Below are 14,774 nucleotides of genomic sequence, written 5' to 3'. Positions count from 1 at the left end.
GTCCGTCAGGGGCGCGTCGGTGCGCCCACGCAGAAAGGCCTCATCCGCGCACTCGCCGTGACGCAGCAGGTCAATGCGCATCGCTCACGCCCGCCTCGGCGAAGGTGGCCATCTCCCCGTGCAGCCGACAGGCGGCCTGCACGATCGGCACCGCCACCGCCGCACCGCTGCCCTCGCCCAGACGCATGTCCAGATCCAGCAGCGGGCGCGCCCCAAGTGCCTCGAACACCGCCTGCTGGGCCGGCTCCTGCGAACGGTGTCCCCACAGCAGCCAGTCGCTCAGTTCCGGCACCATGCGGCAGGCGGCCAGTGCCGCCGCGCTGGCGATCACCCCGTCCACCAGCACCGGCACGCCCGCCTCACCGCAGGCCAGAAAAGCTTCGGCCAGCGCCGCGATCTCCAGACCCCCCACCCGCCGCAGCGCCTCGGAAGGATTGGCCAGGGCAGCGCCGTGCAGGGCCAGCGCCCGGGCGATGACTTCAGCCTTGCGGGCGCGGGTCGCATCATCCACCCCCGTGCCGGCGCCGGTCAACGCGTGAGGGTCGCCACCGGTCAGCGCGCAGATGAGCGCCGTGGCGGCGGTGGTGTTGCCGATGCCCATCTCGCCGCCGATGAACAGCTCGCAACCGTCGGCCACGGCCCGTTCCGCCGCCGCGCGGCCCACAGCCAGCGCGTCGGCCAGCTGCTCCGGCGTCATGGCCGGCGCCCGCGCCAGATTGGCCGTGCCCGGCGCCACCTTGGCGCTGACCAGCCCGGGACGGGCGGGCAGCTCGGCGGCCACGCCCACATCCACCACCTCCAGCCGGGCACGCAGATGCCTCGCCAGCAAGGAGATGGCCGCCCCACCGTTGAGGAAGTTGAGCACCATCTGCGCCGTCACCTCGGCGGGAAAGGCCGACACCCCTTCCACCGTCACCCCGTGGTCGGCGGCGAAGACGGTGATGGCCACCCGCTCCACCTGCGGGCACACCCGGCCCTGCATGCCCGCAAGCCGGATGGCCAGCCGCTCCAGCTCGCCCAGCGCGCCCGACGGCTTGGTCAGTTGCGCCTGACGCAGCTCCGCCGCCTCCATGGCGGCCCGATCCAGTGTCCTGATCTTCATCCCTTCACCTCCAGCGGCAGACCGGCCACCATCAGCGTCACCCGGTCCGCCCGCACGGCCAGACGCTGATGCAGCCAGCCCAGTTCATCCACAAAGCGGCGGCTGAGCCGGTCGGCGGGCACCACCCCCATGCCCACCTCGTTGCTCACCAGCGCCACGGGGCCTGCATGGGCTTCCAGCGCCCGCTCGAACGCCCTCAGCGCGTCCATGCGATCCATTTCCATGCAGTTGAGCAGCCACAGGGTCAGGCAGTCCACGATGACAAACCGCCCCGGACTGATCACATCCAGCGCCCCGGCCAGATCCACCGGTGCCTCCACCGTCTCCCAGTGGGCGGGGCGCTCCTGACGGTGGCGCTGGATACGCGCAGCCATTTCCTCATCCAGCGCCCGGGCGGTGGCGATGAAGGTCACCGGCAGGGCGGAAGACTCGGCCAGCCCCATCGCGTAGCGGCTCTTGCCGGAGCGCGCCCCGCCCAGAACCAGATGCACCTCAGCCATCCTGCCGCGCCACCTCGGCCAGACCTTCCAGCACCAGATCCCGCGCCAGTTCCAGCCGGGGCACATCCAGCACCTCCGCCAGCCGCGGCGCCAGTCCGCCGCCGAGCACCAGCGCCAGCGGGCCGGCGGCGCGCAGATCCGTGTAGAGGGCCTGCACATGGGCGGCGGCCATGTAGTGCACGCCCGCCTCGATGGCATCCCGGGTGGTGCGCGCCAGCCCGGTGTCTGCGGGCGTGGGCGGAGAACTGGCGGTGGCCTGCGCCAGATTGGCCGTCTGGCCGGTGAGACAGCGGCGCATCAGCGCCGGCCCCGGCGCGATCATGCCACCCTGATGCTGCGTCCCTTCCAGCAGATCCGCCGTCACCGCCGTGCCGGCCATCACCACCAGAATGCGCTTGCGCTGCGGCAGACGGACACGGGCGGCGATGAGCGCCAGCCAGCGGTCCACCCCCAGCTGGGAGAAATCCGCGTAGCCGTTCTCCACGCCACAACAGGCCGGCTCGGAGAAAACCAGCCGGGGCCGGTGGCCGGAACGGGCGTTCAGCGCCGCCAGGAGCGGGTAGAGCGCCGGACGTGGCCCCACATTGGCCACCAGTGTGTCATGCACTTCGGCTCCCTCAAGGCGCTCGTCCAGCCGGGCCAGCACCGCATCCGGCCGGGTGGGCCAGTCCAGCCGCCCGCCGAAGCGCAATGCGCCCTCTCCGTCCAGCCACCCCCATTTGAGGGCGCTGTTGCCGATGTCAAACAGCAGCTTCATGATGCATCCATTGAAAAAAGAGGCACTATCTTACACAAAGCTGTGCCGGCAGAACCCCGCAGACGGTGCGAGCCGCTTGGCTTGCGGGGCCGTTGCCCGTAAACTGGGCGCAACCTTCATGCGACGGATTTTCCATGCAGTATCTCGGCACCACCGACTTCGACCACGGCCAGCCCGGACGGCTGGGCATTCTCATCACCAATCTGGGCACGCCGGACGCCCCCACGCCGCAGGCGCTCAAACCCTACCTGCGCGAGTTCCTCTCCGACCCGCGCGTGGTGGAGCCACCACCGGCCCGCTGGCTGTGGAAGCTGATTCTGGAGACCATGATCCTCACCACCCGGCCCAAACGCTCGGCCGAGGCCTACCGGGAGATCTGGGGGAAAATGGGGCCCGGCTCGCCGCTGCTGGACATTTCCCACCGGCAGATGGAGAAGCTGGAGGCGGCGATCGCCCCGCTGGTGTCCGGCGAGGTGGTCTTCGCACTGGGCATGCGCTACGGCAACCCGTCCATCTTCAGCGCGCTGGAGCGGCTGCGCGCACGCAACGTGCAACGGCTTTTGGTGCTGCCGCTCTACCCCCAGTATGCCGGCGCCACCACCGGCTCCACCTTCGATGCGGTGTTCGATGCACTGAAGCGGTGGCGCTGGGTGCCGGAGGTGCGCACCGTCAACCACTACCACGACCACCCCGGCTACATCGAGGCGCTGGCGGCCAGCATCCGCGAATATCAGGCCGAGCATGGCACGCCGGATCGGCTGATCTTCTCCTACCACGGCATTCCCCGCCGCTACTGGGAAGGCGGCGACCCCTACCCCTGCCAGTGCTTCACCACCACCCGGCTGGTGCGGGAGCAGCTGGGACTGCGGGAGGATCAGGTGATGACCACCTTCCAGTCCCTGTTCGGCAAGGAGGAGTGGGTGCGTCCCTACACGGACGAGACGCTCAAACGCCTGCCCGGCGAAGGCGTGAAGCATGTGCAGGTGATCTGTCCCGGCTTCTCCGCCGACTGTCTGGAGACCATCGAGGAGATCGACGAGGAAAACCGGGAATATTTCATGGAGGCCGGTGGCGAACGCTACGGCTACATTCCCGCCCTCAATGACCGGGACGACCATATCGCGGCGCTGACCGCCGTGCTCCGCCAGCATCTGGCCGGCTGGCCGGAGGCGGAAGGGGAAGTGGAGACGCCCGAGCTGCTGGCCGCGCGGCAGCAGCGCGCCCGGGCCCGTGGCGCCCGGCGCTGATCAGTAGCGGCGCTGGCCGCTGCCTGTGCCATCCTCGCGCGGCACCAGATAGATCTCCACCCGACGGTTCTTCGCCCGCCCTTCCGGCGTGCTGTTGTCGGCGATCGGCTCCAGCTCGCCCTTGCCACGGGTGGCGATGCGGCTGGCGGGAATGCCCTTGCGCACCATGTAGTTGCGCACGCTGTTGGCCCGCGCCAGCGACAGCTCCATGTTGTAGTCCTCCGGCCCGGTGCTGTCGGTGTGGCCGATGACCAGAATGTCCACGTCTCGTCCGCGCACGGTCTCAATCACCTTGTCCAGCTTCTGCATGTCCTCATAGGACAGGTCGGCGCTGTTGACGGCGAAATGCACGTTGCGCAGGCTGACATTGATGGCATTTCGCCCGTCCACGGTGACCGGCTTGACCTCCACGTTGGGATCGTTCTTGAAGTCTTTGTTGAGGTCTTCGTAGATCTTGTGGGCGATGAAACCGCCGGCCACACCCATGGCCCCCTTGACCACGGGGTTGTCACTGAACTGGTTGCCCAGCATGATGCCGGCCAGCGCGCCCAGCGCCACGGCACCGGCGTGCTTGGCGTCATTGGCCTCGCGGCTGCTCATGTTGGCGCAGCCGGCCAGGCTGACACTGACGGCGGTGGCGATCAGCATGTTGCGAAGTGTTTTCATGGCGGGTTCCTCCCTGTTGTCCTTGCCTATCATGATAGGCATTTTCACGGCACGAGCATGGAGAAACCCTTGCGGTCGCGCCAACGAAAAAGCGGCCCGCAGGCCGCCTGTGTCGACAGACCCGTTCGGCTTACTCGCCGAGGGAGAAAAACCCGCCGCTGATGGGCTCCTGCTTGCCCAGCTTGTCCAGGCCACGCACGCAGCGCACGATCAGCCAGATCAGCCACCACAGAATCACGAACCAGCCGATGATGAACGCAGAGGTGATCGCCCCCACCACCATGTAGAGAAGGCCATACCAGAAGGTGGCAATCTGGAACCGATAGTGGCTCTCCAGCCAGGTGCCGGCGGCCTCCTTGCGCTTGACATAGGCCATCACGATGCCCACCAGCGCACTGATGCCTACGACCAGTCCGCCCAGATAGAGGAAATAGATGATCCTGGCCCAGCTGAGGCTGTCTTCCGATACGGACTGGGTCGCGGGCGCAGGGGTGACTTCCGTGGAGGGAGCGCTGTCAGGGGTGGGGCTCACGTTGTCGTTCATGATGATCTCCTCTGTTGAATCAGGCGTATTGCATCATTTCGAGCTGTTTCCGTCAATTTTTTATGGCTTCAATAGCGCGGACGGCGGCGGTTGACCGCTTCGAGACGGAAACGGTACGGCTCCACACGGCGCTCCAGCCGTTCTTCCTGCGCGTCCGGCAGGCGCCAGAAGAAATCCAGCCCGGTGCGTCGCTCAACCTCGTCCACCGTGACCACGAAACGGCTCAGCGGCTCGAAGCCCCGCACCTTCTGCGGCACGATGAAGGCCAGTGGATGGGGGTGGCCGCTGCGGTCCAGCCCGATGAAGATCTTGTAGAAGGCGTCGGGAATGTCCAGCCGGGTATGACCCAGATAGCGGGGCCGCGCGTCCCAGATGGGACCGGTGACCACCCACACGCTCTCAAACTGGCGGGTGAAGTGGTCGATGGCGGCCTCCTCGATGCGCTGCCACAGCTTCTGGTTGAGCCGCTTGCGCTGGGGGGTGATGTTGCTCATCAGGAAGGTGGCCCGCTGCGCCTCGGGGCCATACAGCTTCGCGATGGCGTAGTTGGGCGCCATGTGGCCCCGGTCGTAGCCGGTATGGCGGTAGTCGTCGGGCGTGACATGCCGCAGGGTGCGCCAGTCAGGCCTGAAGGGCGGGCGTCTGCCCACGCGGTAACCCCTCTCGGGACGGAACAGGCGGTAGGTGACCCACAGGGGGGCGCCCTTCCACTCGGAATAGCCGAGCATGAAACCCGGATTGCGCAGCACATGGGTGGTCAGATGGGTCAGATCGCTGCGCACGCTCTGGGGCACGCCCTGCCAGGCCATCTTCGGCCGTTCCACATAGACTTCGTGGGCATAGTCGCCCAGCCCCAGCAGGAGCGCCAGCGCCAGCAGCCACGGGCGGCGCAGCAGCCTGCGCCAGTCTGGAGTACGACGACGCCGGCTCATGAGGAGGAACGAGCCTCCAGCAAGGGCGTCTCCTGCCCGCCCAGCGCTTCAAGACCGGCCTGCCAGGTGAGCGCCGCCTGCTCCTGCTCGCCCTCCCGCTCATAGCAGCGGGCCAGCGTGGCGAAGGTCTCGGCGGCGGGCTTGAGCCGCAGGCTCTGCCTGAGGTAGTCCTGCGCCTGCGCCCACAGCTGCGCCTGACAGGCAAGCCGGCCGGCGGTCAGCAGCAGCACCGGGTCGTCCCCATGCTGGCGCAGCCACTTCTGCACTTTCTTAAGGCGCTCGAAGGCCGGGCCATCGTCGATCAGACCGTAGAGATAGGCCAGCCGCGCATCCCACTGACGGCGCAGGGCCTTTTCGATCAGGTGGGCCAGACCGGTCTCATCACCCAGTTCGCGCCGGCGGGTGACATAGGCGGCCAGCACCCGCGGATCCCGCCACCAGCGGCTGTCCAGATAGCCCCAGATGTTCTCCAGCGCCTCCCGGTCCTCCGCCTGCTGGAGCAGGCCAGCCCACATGCGCGCCTCCAGCTGGTGCAGGGCGTCCCGGTCCATGGCCTTGCGCCGCTTGAGCTTCGGCAGCAACGCGCGCAGGGTGGCCCAGTCCTCCTGCCCGGCCAGCAGGTCGGCGTATTCGGCCAGCACCGCCGGCGTGTCAACCCCCTCGTCCACCAGCGCCTGCAGCAGCGCGCGGGCCTCCTCAGGCGCCTCGTCCCGCCGCAGGCGGGCTTCCACCAGCGCGATGGTGACGTAATCCTGCGGATACTTTTCGCGTGCCTCGGCCAGATAACGGTCGCGCCGGTCCCGCGCACCCTGATTGTGAGCCATGCGCGCGGCGGCCAGATAATACATGACCCCGTTGTCGGAATAGCGGGCGCTTTTGATCAGCGCCCGTTCCGCCGCGCGCCAGTCGCCATGCTCCACCGCCATGAGTCCCTGCCCCATGCCGGCTTCGGCGCGGGCCAGACGCTTCTGCGCCCGGCGCTCGCGCCAGCGGCGCGGAAAGGTCCACAGCCACACCGCCAGACGAGTGAACAAATAGGCGGCCACCAGCAACGCAATCAGCAGCGCCACAGCGAGGGTGGCGGACATCTCCACCACCCAGTCACCCCACACCAGCGCCAGCCGGCCATTGTCATACAGCGCCAGCGTCGCCAGTGCCGTCAGGCCGACGAAGACCAGCGCAACGGTGATGATCCGCCCCATGTCAGAGCGCCTCCGCGCTGCTCAGGGGCTTGGGCTTGACCGGCTTGGGCAGGTCCTTCATGCGTGCTTCCAGGTCGGCCAGTCTGGCCGGATACTGACGCTGGAACAGCTCCCACAGCCGCCCCTGAGTGGTGACGAACAGATCCTCATGGTGGGTCATGTAGGCCCAGGCCATCTCATCCACCAGCAGCAGGGCGCGCTGCTTGAACAGGTCGAAGGTCATCAGCTGTTCGGGCGTGCTGGGACCCTCGCTGCGGCGGCGAATTTCCACCAGTCCCTTGAGGCGCTCGGTCAGGCTCTCACCGGCGGCCTGCCCGTTCTTGTCCACCGTCGCGCTCTTGGGCGGCTGCAGCGATTTGATCCACTTGCGCAGCGGCTCCAGCGCTTTGGCGTCGGCCTTGCTCCGTTTCTCATAGCTGTCCAGATAGGCCAAGTCCCGCCCGATGGCGCGCAACACGGCGATCTTGCTCTCGTTGGGCAGATCGCTCAGCTGCACCGCCTGCTCGATGGCGTGCAACCGCTCGCGGGTCTGCTTGACGTCTCCATTGAGCAGCCATTCGGTGTTGACCCGCAGCAGCCACTGCTGCAGAGTCAAGGGATCCAGCCCGTTTCCGGCGGCCTTTCCGGCAGCGCCCGTCGCGGGCCGGGCGGACTGTTCGAAGATCTTGCCCAGACGCTCACCCAGCTGCTGCAACTGCTGCTGCAGAGGCTTGAGCGCTTGATCTGCCTCACCCGGCGGCGGCATCAGCTCCTTGAGGGTCTTCTGCCAGCGCTCGGCGAGCGTGGCCATGCGCTGCTGCATGGCGTCCAGCTGCTTCTTGAGCTGTTCCACCTCGCCCTTGGTGATCACCGGCTCGTTGGCCGGGTTGAGCACTTTCTCGTTAAGTGCGTCCACTTCTGTGTTGAGCGCCTCCAGCTGGTCCTCAAACTCCTTCAGGCGTTTTTTGAATTCCTCCAGAGACGGCTGCTGCTGACGCACCTGTTTTTCCAGAATGGCAAGCCGGGCGTCCAGCTTGTTCTGGCTCTCGATCAGCTGGGTCAGCTCCTGACGGTTGGCCCACACCACCGCCACACCGGCCAGCGCCACGGCGCCCAGCAGGCGCGCCAGCCAGTCGGCACTGCGCCGCCTGGGAGCGGACGCCTTTTTCTGCGCGCCCTCGTCGGCTTTGCGATCCTTTTCCAGGGTTTCCGTTTCGGTGTTTTCCACCTTTTCGGCGTCGATGACTCGACCTGTCCGTTCAGTCATTTTTCTGCTTCCACTGTTCAAGAAGTGCAATCATACCAGAGGCATCCTGCTGCTTCGCAACGGCCATCTCTCCCTGCCAGCCCCGCGCCTGCAGCGCCTCGGCGATGCGCGGGCTCAGCGCCAGCAGCGGCTGCTGCCGCAGCCAAGTCCGCTCCGGTTCGGGCAGAGCGGCCTCCAGCGCCTCGATGGTCTCCACGCTCATGGCCAGCACCAGCGGCCTGTGCGCCTGCCGGAAGGCATCCCACCCCTCACACAGCGGACGGCGCACGCGCCGGTAGCATGCCACCTCCTGCACGTTCCAGCCCCGCTGCCGCAGGGCATCCCGCAGCAGCGCGCGCCCGCCCTCACCCTTGACGATGGCCACGGCCTCGCCCGCGGAGCGCTTTTTCGGGTCGAACAGGGCCATTTTCAGCACGCTTTCGGAGCGGAATTCCCGCGGCAGGGCAAAAATGGGGGAGACCCCATGTCTTTCCAGCAGTTCGGCGGTTCTGGGGCCGATGGCGATCACCCGACCGCGAGGCAGGCGGTGGTGCTGCGCCATCCAGCAGCGCACCGCATTGACGGAAGTAAAGATCCAGGTGCCGGCCGCTGGCTGGCGGCAGGGCATGCAGGCAATGTAGAGGGTGGGGCACTCGATCACCTCATAGCCCAGCGACCGAGCCGCCTCGGTGAGCGGGCGGGCCTGATGGGCGGGGCGAGTATTGAGCAGCGTCCAGCTCATTTGACCCCGTCGGGATGGGCGCGGTAGATGGCCTCGAGAATCTCGCCGGCGCCCTGTGCCAGCAGAGCTTCCGCCACCGATTCACCCAGCTGCTCCGCCTCCTGACGGGGCGCGCGGCCCTCGGCCCGGATGATGCGGCTGCCGTCCAGCTCGGCCACGAACCCCCGCAGCCAGAGGGTGTCACCCTCCAGCACGGCGTAGCCACCAATGGGCACCTGACAGCCCCCTTCCAGCCGACGGTTCATGGCCCGCTCGGCGGTGACGCAATCGGCAGTGTCCGCATCGTTGAGCACCGCCACCAGCGCGGTGGTATCGACGTCATCGGCGAGGATTTCGATGCCAAGCGCCCCCTGCGCCACCGCCGGCAGGCTCACCTCCGGCGCCAGCTCATGGCGGATGCGCTCGCCCATGCCGAGGCGCTCAAGGCCGGAGGTGGCCAGAATGATGGCGTCATACTCACCGGCGTCCAGCTTGGCCAGCCGAGTGTTGACGTTGCCGCGCAGGTCACGGATGACCAGATCGGGCCGCCGCGCCATCAGCTGGGCCTTGCGCCGCAGGCTGGAGGTGCCCACCACCGACCCGGCGGGCAGGTCGTCAAAACGCTCATGGCTGTTGGAGACGAAGGCGTCCGTGGGCGCATGACGCTGGAGAATGGCGCCGAGGGCGAAGCCCTCCGGCAGCTGCATGGGCACGTCCTTGAGGGAGTGGACGGCCAGATCGGCCTCGCCAGCGAGCATGCGCGCCTCCAGCTCCTTGGTGAACAGCCCCTTGCCGCCGATCTTGGCCAGTGGCACGTCCAGAATACGGTCACCCTGGGTGGACATGCCGATGATCTCCACGGTGAGACCGGGGTGTGCCTCGATCAGGCGGTCACGGACGAATTCCGCCTGCCACATGGCCAGCGGGCTCTTGCGCGTGGCGATACGCAGATGGGTCTTGGACATGGCGCGGGTTCCCGTATGAAAAATGACATTAGTTTACCCCCTCGCCCTCACCTGGCGGCGATGGATCCACCCGTCGAGGCTGACATGGCACCCATAGCCGAGGAAAAACAGCGCCTGCTGCACGATGAAGCCGGTGATGGCTTCAGTACGGCCAGCCACATGCCCGGAAGGCCTGCCGGGCGGGAGTCATTCCGGCTGATCCTCGGCGCCGAGGCGCACCACTTCGTATTCGCCGGTGTCCGTATCCAGCCGGTAAATGTTGAAGTTGGTGCGCAGATCGAAGCCGTCCTCCCGACCGGCGTAGTTGGTGGAGACGCTGCCTTCGGGCGAATAGACGCGGTGGAAGGTGCCGGGCGGCCAGCCGAGCATGGCCGGCGCGTCATTGATGCGCCGGCCATTGTGAAAGACCTCACCGGGGGTCACCTCGAACACCTCCACCCGTCCATGGGCGGGCGAGTAGAGCTCCACGATGCGCTTGCCCGCGTGCACCACCAGCTTGTCCTCCTGATGGGGATGCATGTACCAGTACCACACATCCTGACCCTGAATGGTGGGACTGCGCGCGCCCGGCTCGTGAATGACCAGATCGATGCCGCACAGGCCGGGGATGACATCATCCAGCGCGTAGAAGGTCACCCGCGGCGTCTGGCGCAACAACCTGTAGGGCTGCAGAAAGCAGAGGTTGTCAATGTAGGTCTGACGGTTCATGCCTGAGCCTCCTGTTCGAGCCGTTGGAGAATGGCCGCCTTGCGCTGTGGCGGCAGGCTGATAAAGACTTGACCGCCATCGGCGTTGCGCACGCACTGGTGCAGGCGGCGCAGGTCACGGTCGAATCGGCGGCAATGGCGGCAGATGAAAAGATGCAGCGCCAGCGGCCAGCGTTGCGCCGGCGTCAGCGGCGTATCCAGCCGATCACTGGACAGCCGGGTGGCCTCCTGACAGCTGAGCATGAATTTCATGAACCCTCCTCCGAGGTGAACCCCGCGTTGGCCAGACAGGTGCGCAGCCGCAGCCGCGCCCGGTAGAGCAGCACCCGCAGATGCTCGTTGGTGATGCCGAGCCGCTGGCAGATTTCCTCCCGCTGCGCCGGTGTCAGTTCCGCCTGACGGAAGACGGCCGCCTGCAACGCAGGCAACTGTTCCAGACACGCTTCCAGCCAGCGCCAGAAGTCGTCCCGCTCGCACAGGGTCTCCGGTGACAGGTCCGCCGACGCGCCGGCCCAGTGACCGCGGCTGTCGAACAGTTCCGCTTCCAGCGGATCAACCCGGTCGTCCACCTGCTCGCGCAGGCGCTGCTGCATGCGCCACCAGTCCTGAATCTTGTGGTGCAGAATGCCACGCAGCCAGCTGTAGGGGCTGCCATGCCCCGACCAGGCGGCGCGCTGCCGCCATGCGGCCACGAAGGTTTCCTGCACCAGATCGGCAGCGGCCTCCCGGTCGCCACACTGCAACACCGCATACTGATACAGACGGTCGCCCCAGGCGTCCACCCAGCGGCGCACTTCATCCGGTGTCAGCTCAGCGGCAGAGGGCATACTGGTCATAGAGTTGCTGCAGAAAAGGGCGGGCCTGCTCGAACACTTGTTCCGCCGGCTGACCGCACCCCTGTTCGATCTCACTGAACAGGGGACGGAGCGCCTGCGGCGTCTCCAGCGCCTCCACCAGGGCGGCCATCAGCGGCGCCAGTGCAGCAAAGTGGGTCTCATCCTCCCCGTCACGCCAGATGAGCAGGGTGGTGGGCTGTGGCGACAGGGTGGCGCCGGGCGAGAAGGTGTGCACCGGCCAGTCATAATGGCACAGCCGGGCGGTGGGGTTGCGCCTGAGCACGCTGTCCAGCGTCACCTGATGCGGCTCGAAAGGCGGCACCTCGGCTTCGTCAATGTCCACGGCCACCTCCTGCCACTCCCAGTCGGCCAGCGCGATCAGCCAGGGGGGATCATCCGTCGGCACATGGGCGTCGCTTTCGAGAAAGGCGAGAAACTCCCGCCCCAGCCAGTGGAAGTAGGGCGTGTGCGCGCCATGATGGGCAAGGAAGGCTTCCATGAGCGTCCGCCAGCGCGCCTCGCCCACCGCCTCCTTCGTCAGCGGGTAGAGACTGGCGAAGAACTGGCTGACGGTGTTGAGAAACAGCTCCCGATAGACGGCAAAGCGACGCGGCTCGATGGGACGGGCCGCCGGACAGGGTGGCGTGTAGTCACCCTGAGCGCGGATGGCGCGGGTGAACTGACGCTGAATGGTGCGGAAGTCGCAGTCAGTCATGGCGGGCCTGGATGTCGCGGATGCGGTTCAGCTCTTCCAGCAGCTCGTCCAGTGGCGGAATGTTGAAGTCCCGCTCCAGCAGGGTGGGCTGCAGGCCGTGGGTGTCAAGAGTGAAGGCGTAGAGATCCCACACGTCCTCCTTGACCGGCTGGCCGTGGGTGTCGATCTTGAGGTCCTCGGCCTCGTCATAGTGGCCGGCCATGTGCAGGTAGGCGATGCGCTCGGTGGGCATGGCGGCGATGTAGTCCCGCGCATCATACATGCCGTGGTTGACGGCATTGACATAGGTGTTGTTCACATCCAGCAGCAGGCGGCAGTCGGCCTCCTCCAGCACGGCGCGCACGAACTCGATCTCGCTCAGTTCGCTGGCCGGCAGAGCATAGAAGGAAATGTTCTCAATGGCGATGGTCATCTCGAGAAAGTCCTGCACCTGGCGGATACGCCCGGCCACATAGTGGACCGCCTCCTCGGTGAAGGGCAGCGGCATCAGATCATACAGGTGGCCCTGCTCATCACCGCAGTAGCTCAGATGCTCGCTGTAGTAACGGATGCCGTGCTCGCGAAAGAAGCGTTTGAAGTCGGCCAGCATCTCCATGTCCAGCGGACGCGGACCACCCAGATCCAGCGACAGGCCGTGACAGATGATCGGGTAGCGCTCGCTCACCTGACGGAACTGACGGCCGTAGCGCCCGCCGAGGCGCACCCAGTTCTCCGGCGCCACCTCGAAAAAGTCCACCGGCACCCGCTCCCGCTGCACCACCTCGTCAATGAAGTCGCGGCGCAGTCCGAGACCGGCCTTGAGCGTGCTTTTCATGGGGTCTCCCCTGATTTTGCTGGGTCGGCGCCGAAGCGCCCGGAAATTTTCTTGCCGCAGCCGCCCCCAAGCGGCTCTGGAAAGAAAAAACGGGCCCAAACGGCCCGTTGAAGGGGAAGGTGGCTCACTTCATGTTGCCGCACTTGCCCTCGCCACACTTGCCTTCCATTTTCTTCTTGCCGCCCATGTTGCCGCACTTGCCTTCCATGCCCTTCTTCTCGCCCTTGCCGGACATGTTGCCGCACTTGCCTTCTTCCATGCCTTTCTTCTTGCCCATGTCCATGTTGCCGCACTTGCCCTCTCCGCACTTGCCTTCCATCATGGCCAGCTGCATGGAAGGGGCCTGGGCACCTTCCACGGCGAAGGGGTTGTCGGCGGCCTGGGCAGTGCCCATGGCCATAGCGGCCGCGGCGGCCAGACCCAGATTCTTCATGGTTTTGTTGGACTTGCTCATGTCGGTCTCTCCATAATGATGACATTGAAACGGGTGCGCACACGTGCGCTCACCGGTAGAGTCGATTGTAGACATAAAACGTGACAGATGAACATGCATAAAAATCTTTTAGCCATTGCACTGCTGACTCTGCTTCCATTTATGGGCGCCAGCGCCCAGAGCCACGCACCGGCAAAAGCAGCGACGCTGAAATCGGCCTCGGATCTCCATGCGCTGGGCAAGCAGGCGACGGCACGGCGCATTCCCATCGTGCTGATGTTCTCGGCGCGCTGGTGCGAGTTCTGCACCCTTCTCAAGGAAGAGGTGCTGGCGCCCATGGCGGCCAATCCGGACTATGAGGGCAAGGTAGCCTTCTTCCGCGTGGTGCATATCGACCGGGACGACCTGCCGCTGGTGGACTTTGCCGGCCGGCACACCACCCATCACGCCTTCGCCGAGCGCTTTGACGTGGACCTGACCCCGACGGTGTGGATCGTGGACGGTCAAGGCCGGGCGCTGACCGAGCCGCTGGTGGGGCTGCCGGGCGGCACGGTGGAAACCTACTCGGAGACGCTTTTCAGTCGGCTGGAGGAAGCGCTGAAAAAGCTGGGTCACTCGCCGGTGCGCTTCTGACCGGCATGGGGCAGGTGCCGTAAAATACATGCTTATTTTTCCGCAACGATGGATGACAAGATGAGCGACACCCAGGCCAGCAAGGAAAAACTCTCCTCGGCCCGACTGACGGAGAGCACGGACAAATTCGTGGAGGCGTTCACCGCCTCCATTCCCTTCGACCGGCGCATGTACCGGCAGGACATTCAGGGCTCGCTGGCCCATGCGCGCATGCTCAACAGGGTGGGCATCCTCACCGACGAGGAGCTGGCGGACATCGAACGCGGCCTGAGGCAGATTCAGGACGAGATCGAACGGGGCGAGTTCGAGTTCTCCATCGCGCAGGAAGACATTCACATGAACATCGAGGCGCGGCTGACCGAGCTGATCGGCATCACCGGCAAGAAGCTGCATACCGGCCGCTCCCGCAATGACCAAGTGGCCACGGACATCCGCCTCTACCTGCGCGATGAGATCGACGAGCGCATTCTGCCGGAGCTCAGGCGACTGATGGCCGGCCTGATCGAGCAGGCGGAGCGCTACCATGACGCCATCATGCCCGGCTTCACCCATCTGCAGACGGCCCAGCCGGTCACCTTCGGCCACCACATGCTGGCCTGGTTCGAGATGCTCTACCGCGACGCGGAGCGGCTGCTGGATGCGCGCAAGCGCATCAACACCAGCCCGCTTGGCTCGGCGGCGCTGGCGGGCACCACCTATCCCATCGACCGCCACTATACCGCTGAACTGCTGAGCTTCGAGCGAGTGGGGGAAAACTCGCTGGACGGTGTCTCCG

Annotated in this window: 20 protein-coding genes; 3 read left to right on the top strand and 17 right to left on the bottom strand. The window is 66.2% G+C overall.

Annotated elements, in window-relative coordinates; genetic code table 11:
• Window positions 1-70: 70 nt before the first annotated feature.
• Genes cobT through F8K16_RS03830 form a run of 3 tightly spaced genes read right to left on the bottom strand, consistent with a single transcriptional unit; the run spans window position 71 to window position 2,359 of the window.
• Complete coding sequence (gene cobT, locus F8K16_RS03840) at window positions 71-1,102, bottom strand: nicotinate-nucleotide--dimethylbenzimidazole phosphoribosyltransferase (protein ID WP_294947169.1); 1,032 nt, start codon at window positions 1,100-1,102, stop codon at window positions 71-73.
• Window positions 1,099-1,593 carry a bifunctional adenosylcobinamide kinase/adenosylcobinamide-phosphate guanylyltransferase gene (gene cobU, locus F8K16_RS03835; protein ID WP_367122702.1) on the bottom strand — a complete coding sequence of 165 codons (495 nt, stop codon included), beginning with the start codon at window positions 1,591-1,593 and terminating at the stop codon, window positions 1,099-1,101. Before cobU ends, cobT begins: the two co-directional genes overlap by 4 nt.
• A 1-nt stretch (window position 1,594) precedes the next feature.
• Window positions 1,595-2,359, bottom strand: coding sequence for a type III pantothenate kinase (locus tag F8K16_RS03830; protein ID WP_294947165.1), 765 nt, complete (start codon window positions 2,357-2,359; stop codon window positions 1,595-1,597).
• Between the two features lie 134 nt (window positions 2,360-2,493).
• Here F8K16_RS03830 and hemH point away from each other — a divergent pair, with 134 nt between their 5' ends.
• Complete coding sequence (gene hemH, locus F8K16_RS03825) at window positions 2,494-3,606, top strand: ferrochelatase (RefSeq protein ID WP_294947163.1); 1,113 nt, start codon at window positions 2,494-2,496, stop codon at window positions 3,604-3,606.
• Here the strand turns inward: hemH and F8K16_RS03820 are convergent, their stop codons facing one another.
• The 14 genes from F8K16_RS03820 to F8K16_RS03755 form a co-directional block, all read right to left on the bottom strand.
• On the bottom strand, window positions 3,607-4,272 hold the full coding sequence (locus F8K16_RS03820; RefSeq protein ID WP_294947161.1) for an OmpA family protein: 666 nt from the start codon (window positions 4,270-4,272) through the stop codon (window positions 3,607-3,609). It abuts the gene before it with no gap.
• A 130-nt stretch (window positions 4,273-4,402) separates the two neighbouring features.
• Window positions 4,403-4,816: a hypothetical protein gene (locus F8K16_RS03815; RefSeq protein WP_294947159.1), complete on the bottom strand. Its 414-nt coding sequence runs from the start codon at window positions 4,814-4,816 to the stop codon at window positions 4,403-4,405.
• A gap of 68 nt (window positions 4,817-4,884) precedes the next feature.
• Window positions 4,885-5,748, bottom strand: coding sequence for a DNA/RNA non-specific endonuclease (locus F8K16_RS03810; protein ID WP_294947157.1), 864 nt, complete (start codon window positions 5,746-5,748; stop codon window positions 4,885-4,887).
• Window positions 5,745-6,950, bottom strand: coding sequence for a heme biosynthesis HemY N-terminal domain-containing protein (locus F8K16_RS03805; RefSeq protein ID WP_294947155.1), 1,206 nt, complete (start codon window positions 6,948-6,950; stop codon window positions 5,745-5,747). The genes F8K16_RS03810 and F8K16_RS03805 overlap by 4 nt, the downstream gene beginning before the upstream one ends.
• Before the next feature lies 1 nt (window position 6,951).
• Window positions 6,952-8,196: a hypothetical protein gene (locus F8K16_RS03800; protein ID WP_294947152.1), complete on the bottom strand. Its 1,245-nt coding sequence runs from the start codon at window positions 8,194-8,196 to the stop codon at window positions 6,952-6,954.
• Complete coding sequence (locus F8K16_RS03795; RefSeq protein WP_294947150.1) at window positions 8,189-8,917, bottom strand: uroporphyrinogen-III synthase; 729 nt, start codon at window positions 8,915-8,917, stop codon at window positions 8,189-8,191. Before F8K16_RS03795 ends, F8K16_RS03800 begins: the two co-directional genes overlap by 8 nt.
• Window positions 8,914-9,861 (bottom strand): hydroxymethylbilane synthase, encoded by a 948-nt coding sequence (gene hemC / locus F8K16_RS03790; RefSeq protein WP_294947148.1) that lies wholly within the window; start codon window positions 9,859-9,861, stop codon window positions 8,914-8,916. Before hemC ends, F8K16_RS03795 begins: the two co-directional genes overlap by 4 nt.
• Before the next feature lie 33 nt (window positions 9,862-9,894).
• A complete protein-coding gene (locus F8K16_RS03785) occupies window positions 9,895-10,020 on the bottom strand; it encodes a hypothetical protein (protein ID WP_294947146.1) in 126 nt (41 codons plus the stop codon).
• Window positions 10,021-10,047: 27 nt separating this feature from the next.
• The gene (locus F8K16_RS03780) at window positions 10,048-10,569 is read right to left on the bottom strand and encodes a hypothetical protein (RefSeq protein WP_294947143.1); all 522 of its coding nucleotides are present in this window, start codon (window positions 10,567-10,569) and stop codon (window positions 10,048-10,050) included.
• Complete coding sequence (locus F8K16_RS03775; protein ID WP_294947140.1) at window positions 10,566-10,820, bottom strand: zf-HC2 domain-containing protein; 255 nt, start codon at window positions 10,818-10,820, stop codon at window positions 10,566-10,568. Before F8K16_RS03775 ends, F8K16_RS03780 begins: the two co-directional genes overlap by 4 nt.
• Window positions 10,817-11,404 (bottom strand): sigma-70 family RNA polymerase sigma factor, encoded by a 588-nt coding sequence (locus F8K16_RS03770; RefSeq protein ID WP_294947138.1) that lies wholly within the window; start codon window positions 11,402-11,404, stop codon window positions 10,817-10,819. Before F8K16_RS03770 ends, F8K16_RS03775 begins: the two co-directional genes overlap by 4 nt.
• Complete coding sequence (locus tag F8K16_RS03765; RefSeq protein ID WP_294947135.1) at window positions 11,379-12,119, bottom strand: putative DNA-binding domain-containing protein; 741 nt, start codon at window positions 12,117-12,119, stop codon at window positions 11,379-11,381. Before F8K16_RS03765 ends, F8K16_RS03770 begins: the two co-directional genes overlap by 26 nt.
• Window positions 12,112-12,933 (bottom strand): DUF692 domain-containing protein, encoded by an 822-nt coding sequence (locus F8K16_RS03760; protein ID WP_294947132.1) that lies wholly within the window; start codon window positions 12,931-12,933, stop codon window positions 12,112-12,114. Before F8K16_RS03760 ends, F8K16_RS03765 begins: the two co-directional genes overlap by 8 nt.
• A gap of 124 nt (window positions 12,934-13,057) precedes the next feature.
• Window positions 13,058-13,387: a low-complexity protein gene (locus tag F8K16_RS03755; protein WP_294947130.1), complete on the bottom strand. Its 330-nt coding sequence runs from the start codon at window positions 13,385-13,387 to the stop codon at window positions 13,058-13,060.
• Between the two features lie 87 nt (window positions 13,388-13,474).
• Here F8K16_RS03755 and F8K16_RS03750 point away from each other — a divergent pair, with 87 nt between their 5' ends.
• Together F8K16_RS03750 and argH are read left to right on the top strand one after the other, a co-directional pair.
• The gene (locus F8K16_RS03750) at window positions 13,475-13,999 is read left to right on the top strand and encodes a thioredoxin fold domain-containing protein (protein ID WP_294947127.1); all 525 of its coding nucleotides are present in this window, start codon (window positions 13,475-13,477) and stop codon (window positions 13,997-13,999) included.
• A gap of 60 nt (window positions 14,000-14,059) precedes the next feature.
• Window positions 14,060-14,774 (top strand): argininosuccinate lyase (gene argH / locus F8K16_RS03745; protein ID WP_294947124.1); only part of this gene is annotated, 715 nt, incomplete at its 3' end.

Origin of the sequence: Sulfurivirga sp. (assembly GCF_015490265.1) — a bacterium.
Classification (GTDB): domain Bacteria; phylum Pseudomonadota; class Gammaproteobacteria; order Thiomicrospirales; family Thiomicrospiraceae; genus Sulfurivirga.
This window is presented reverse-complemented; position numbering and strand designations above follow the sequence as displayed.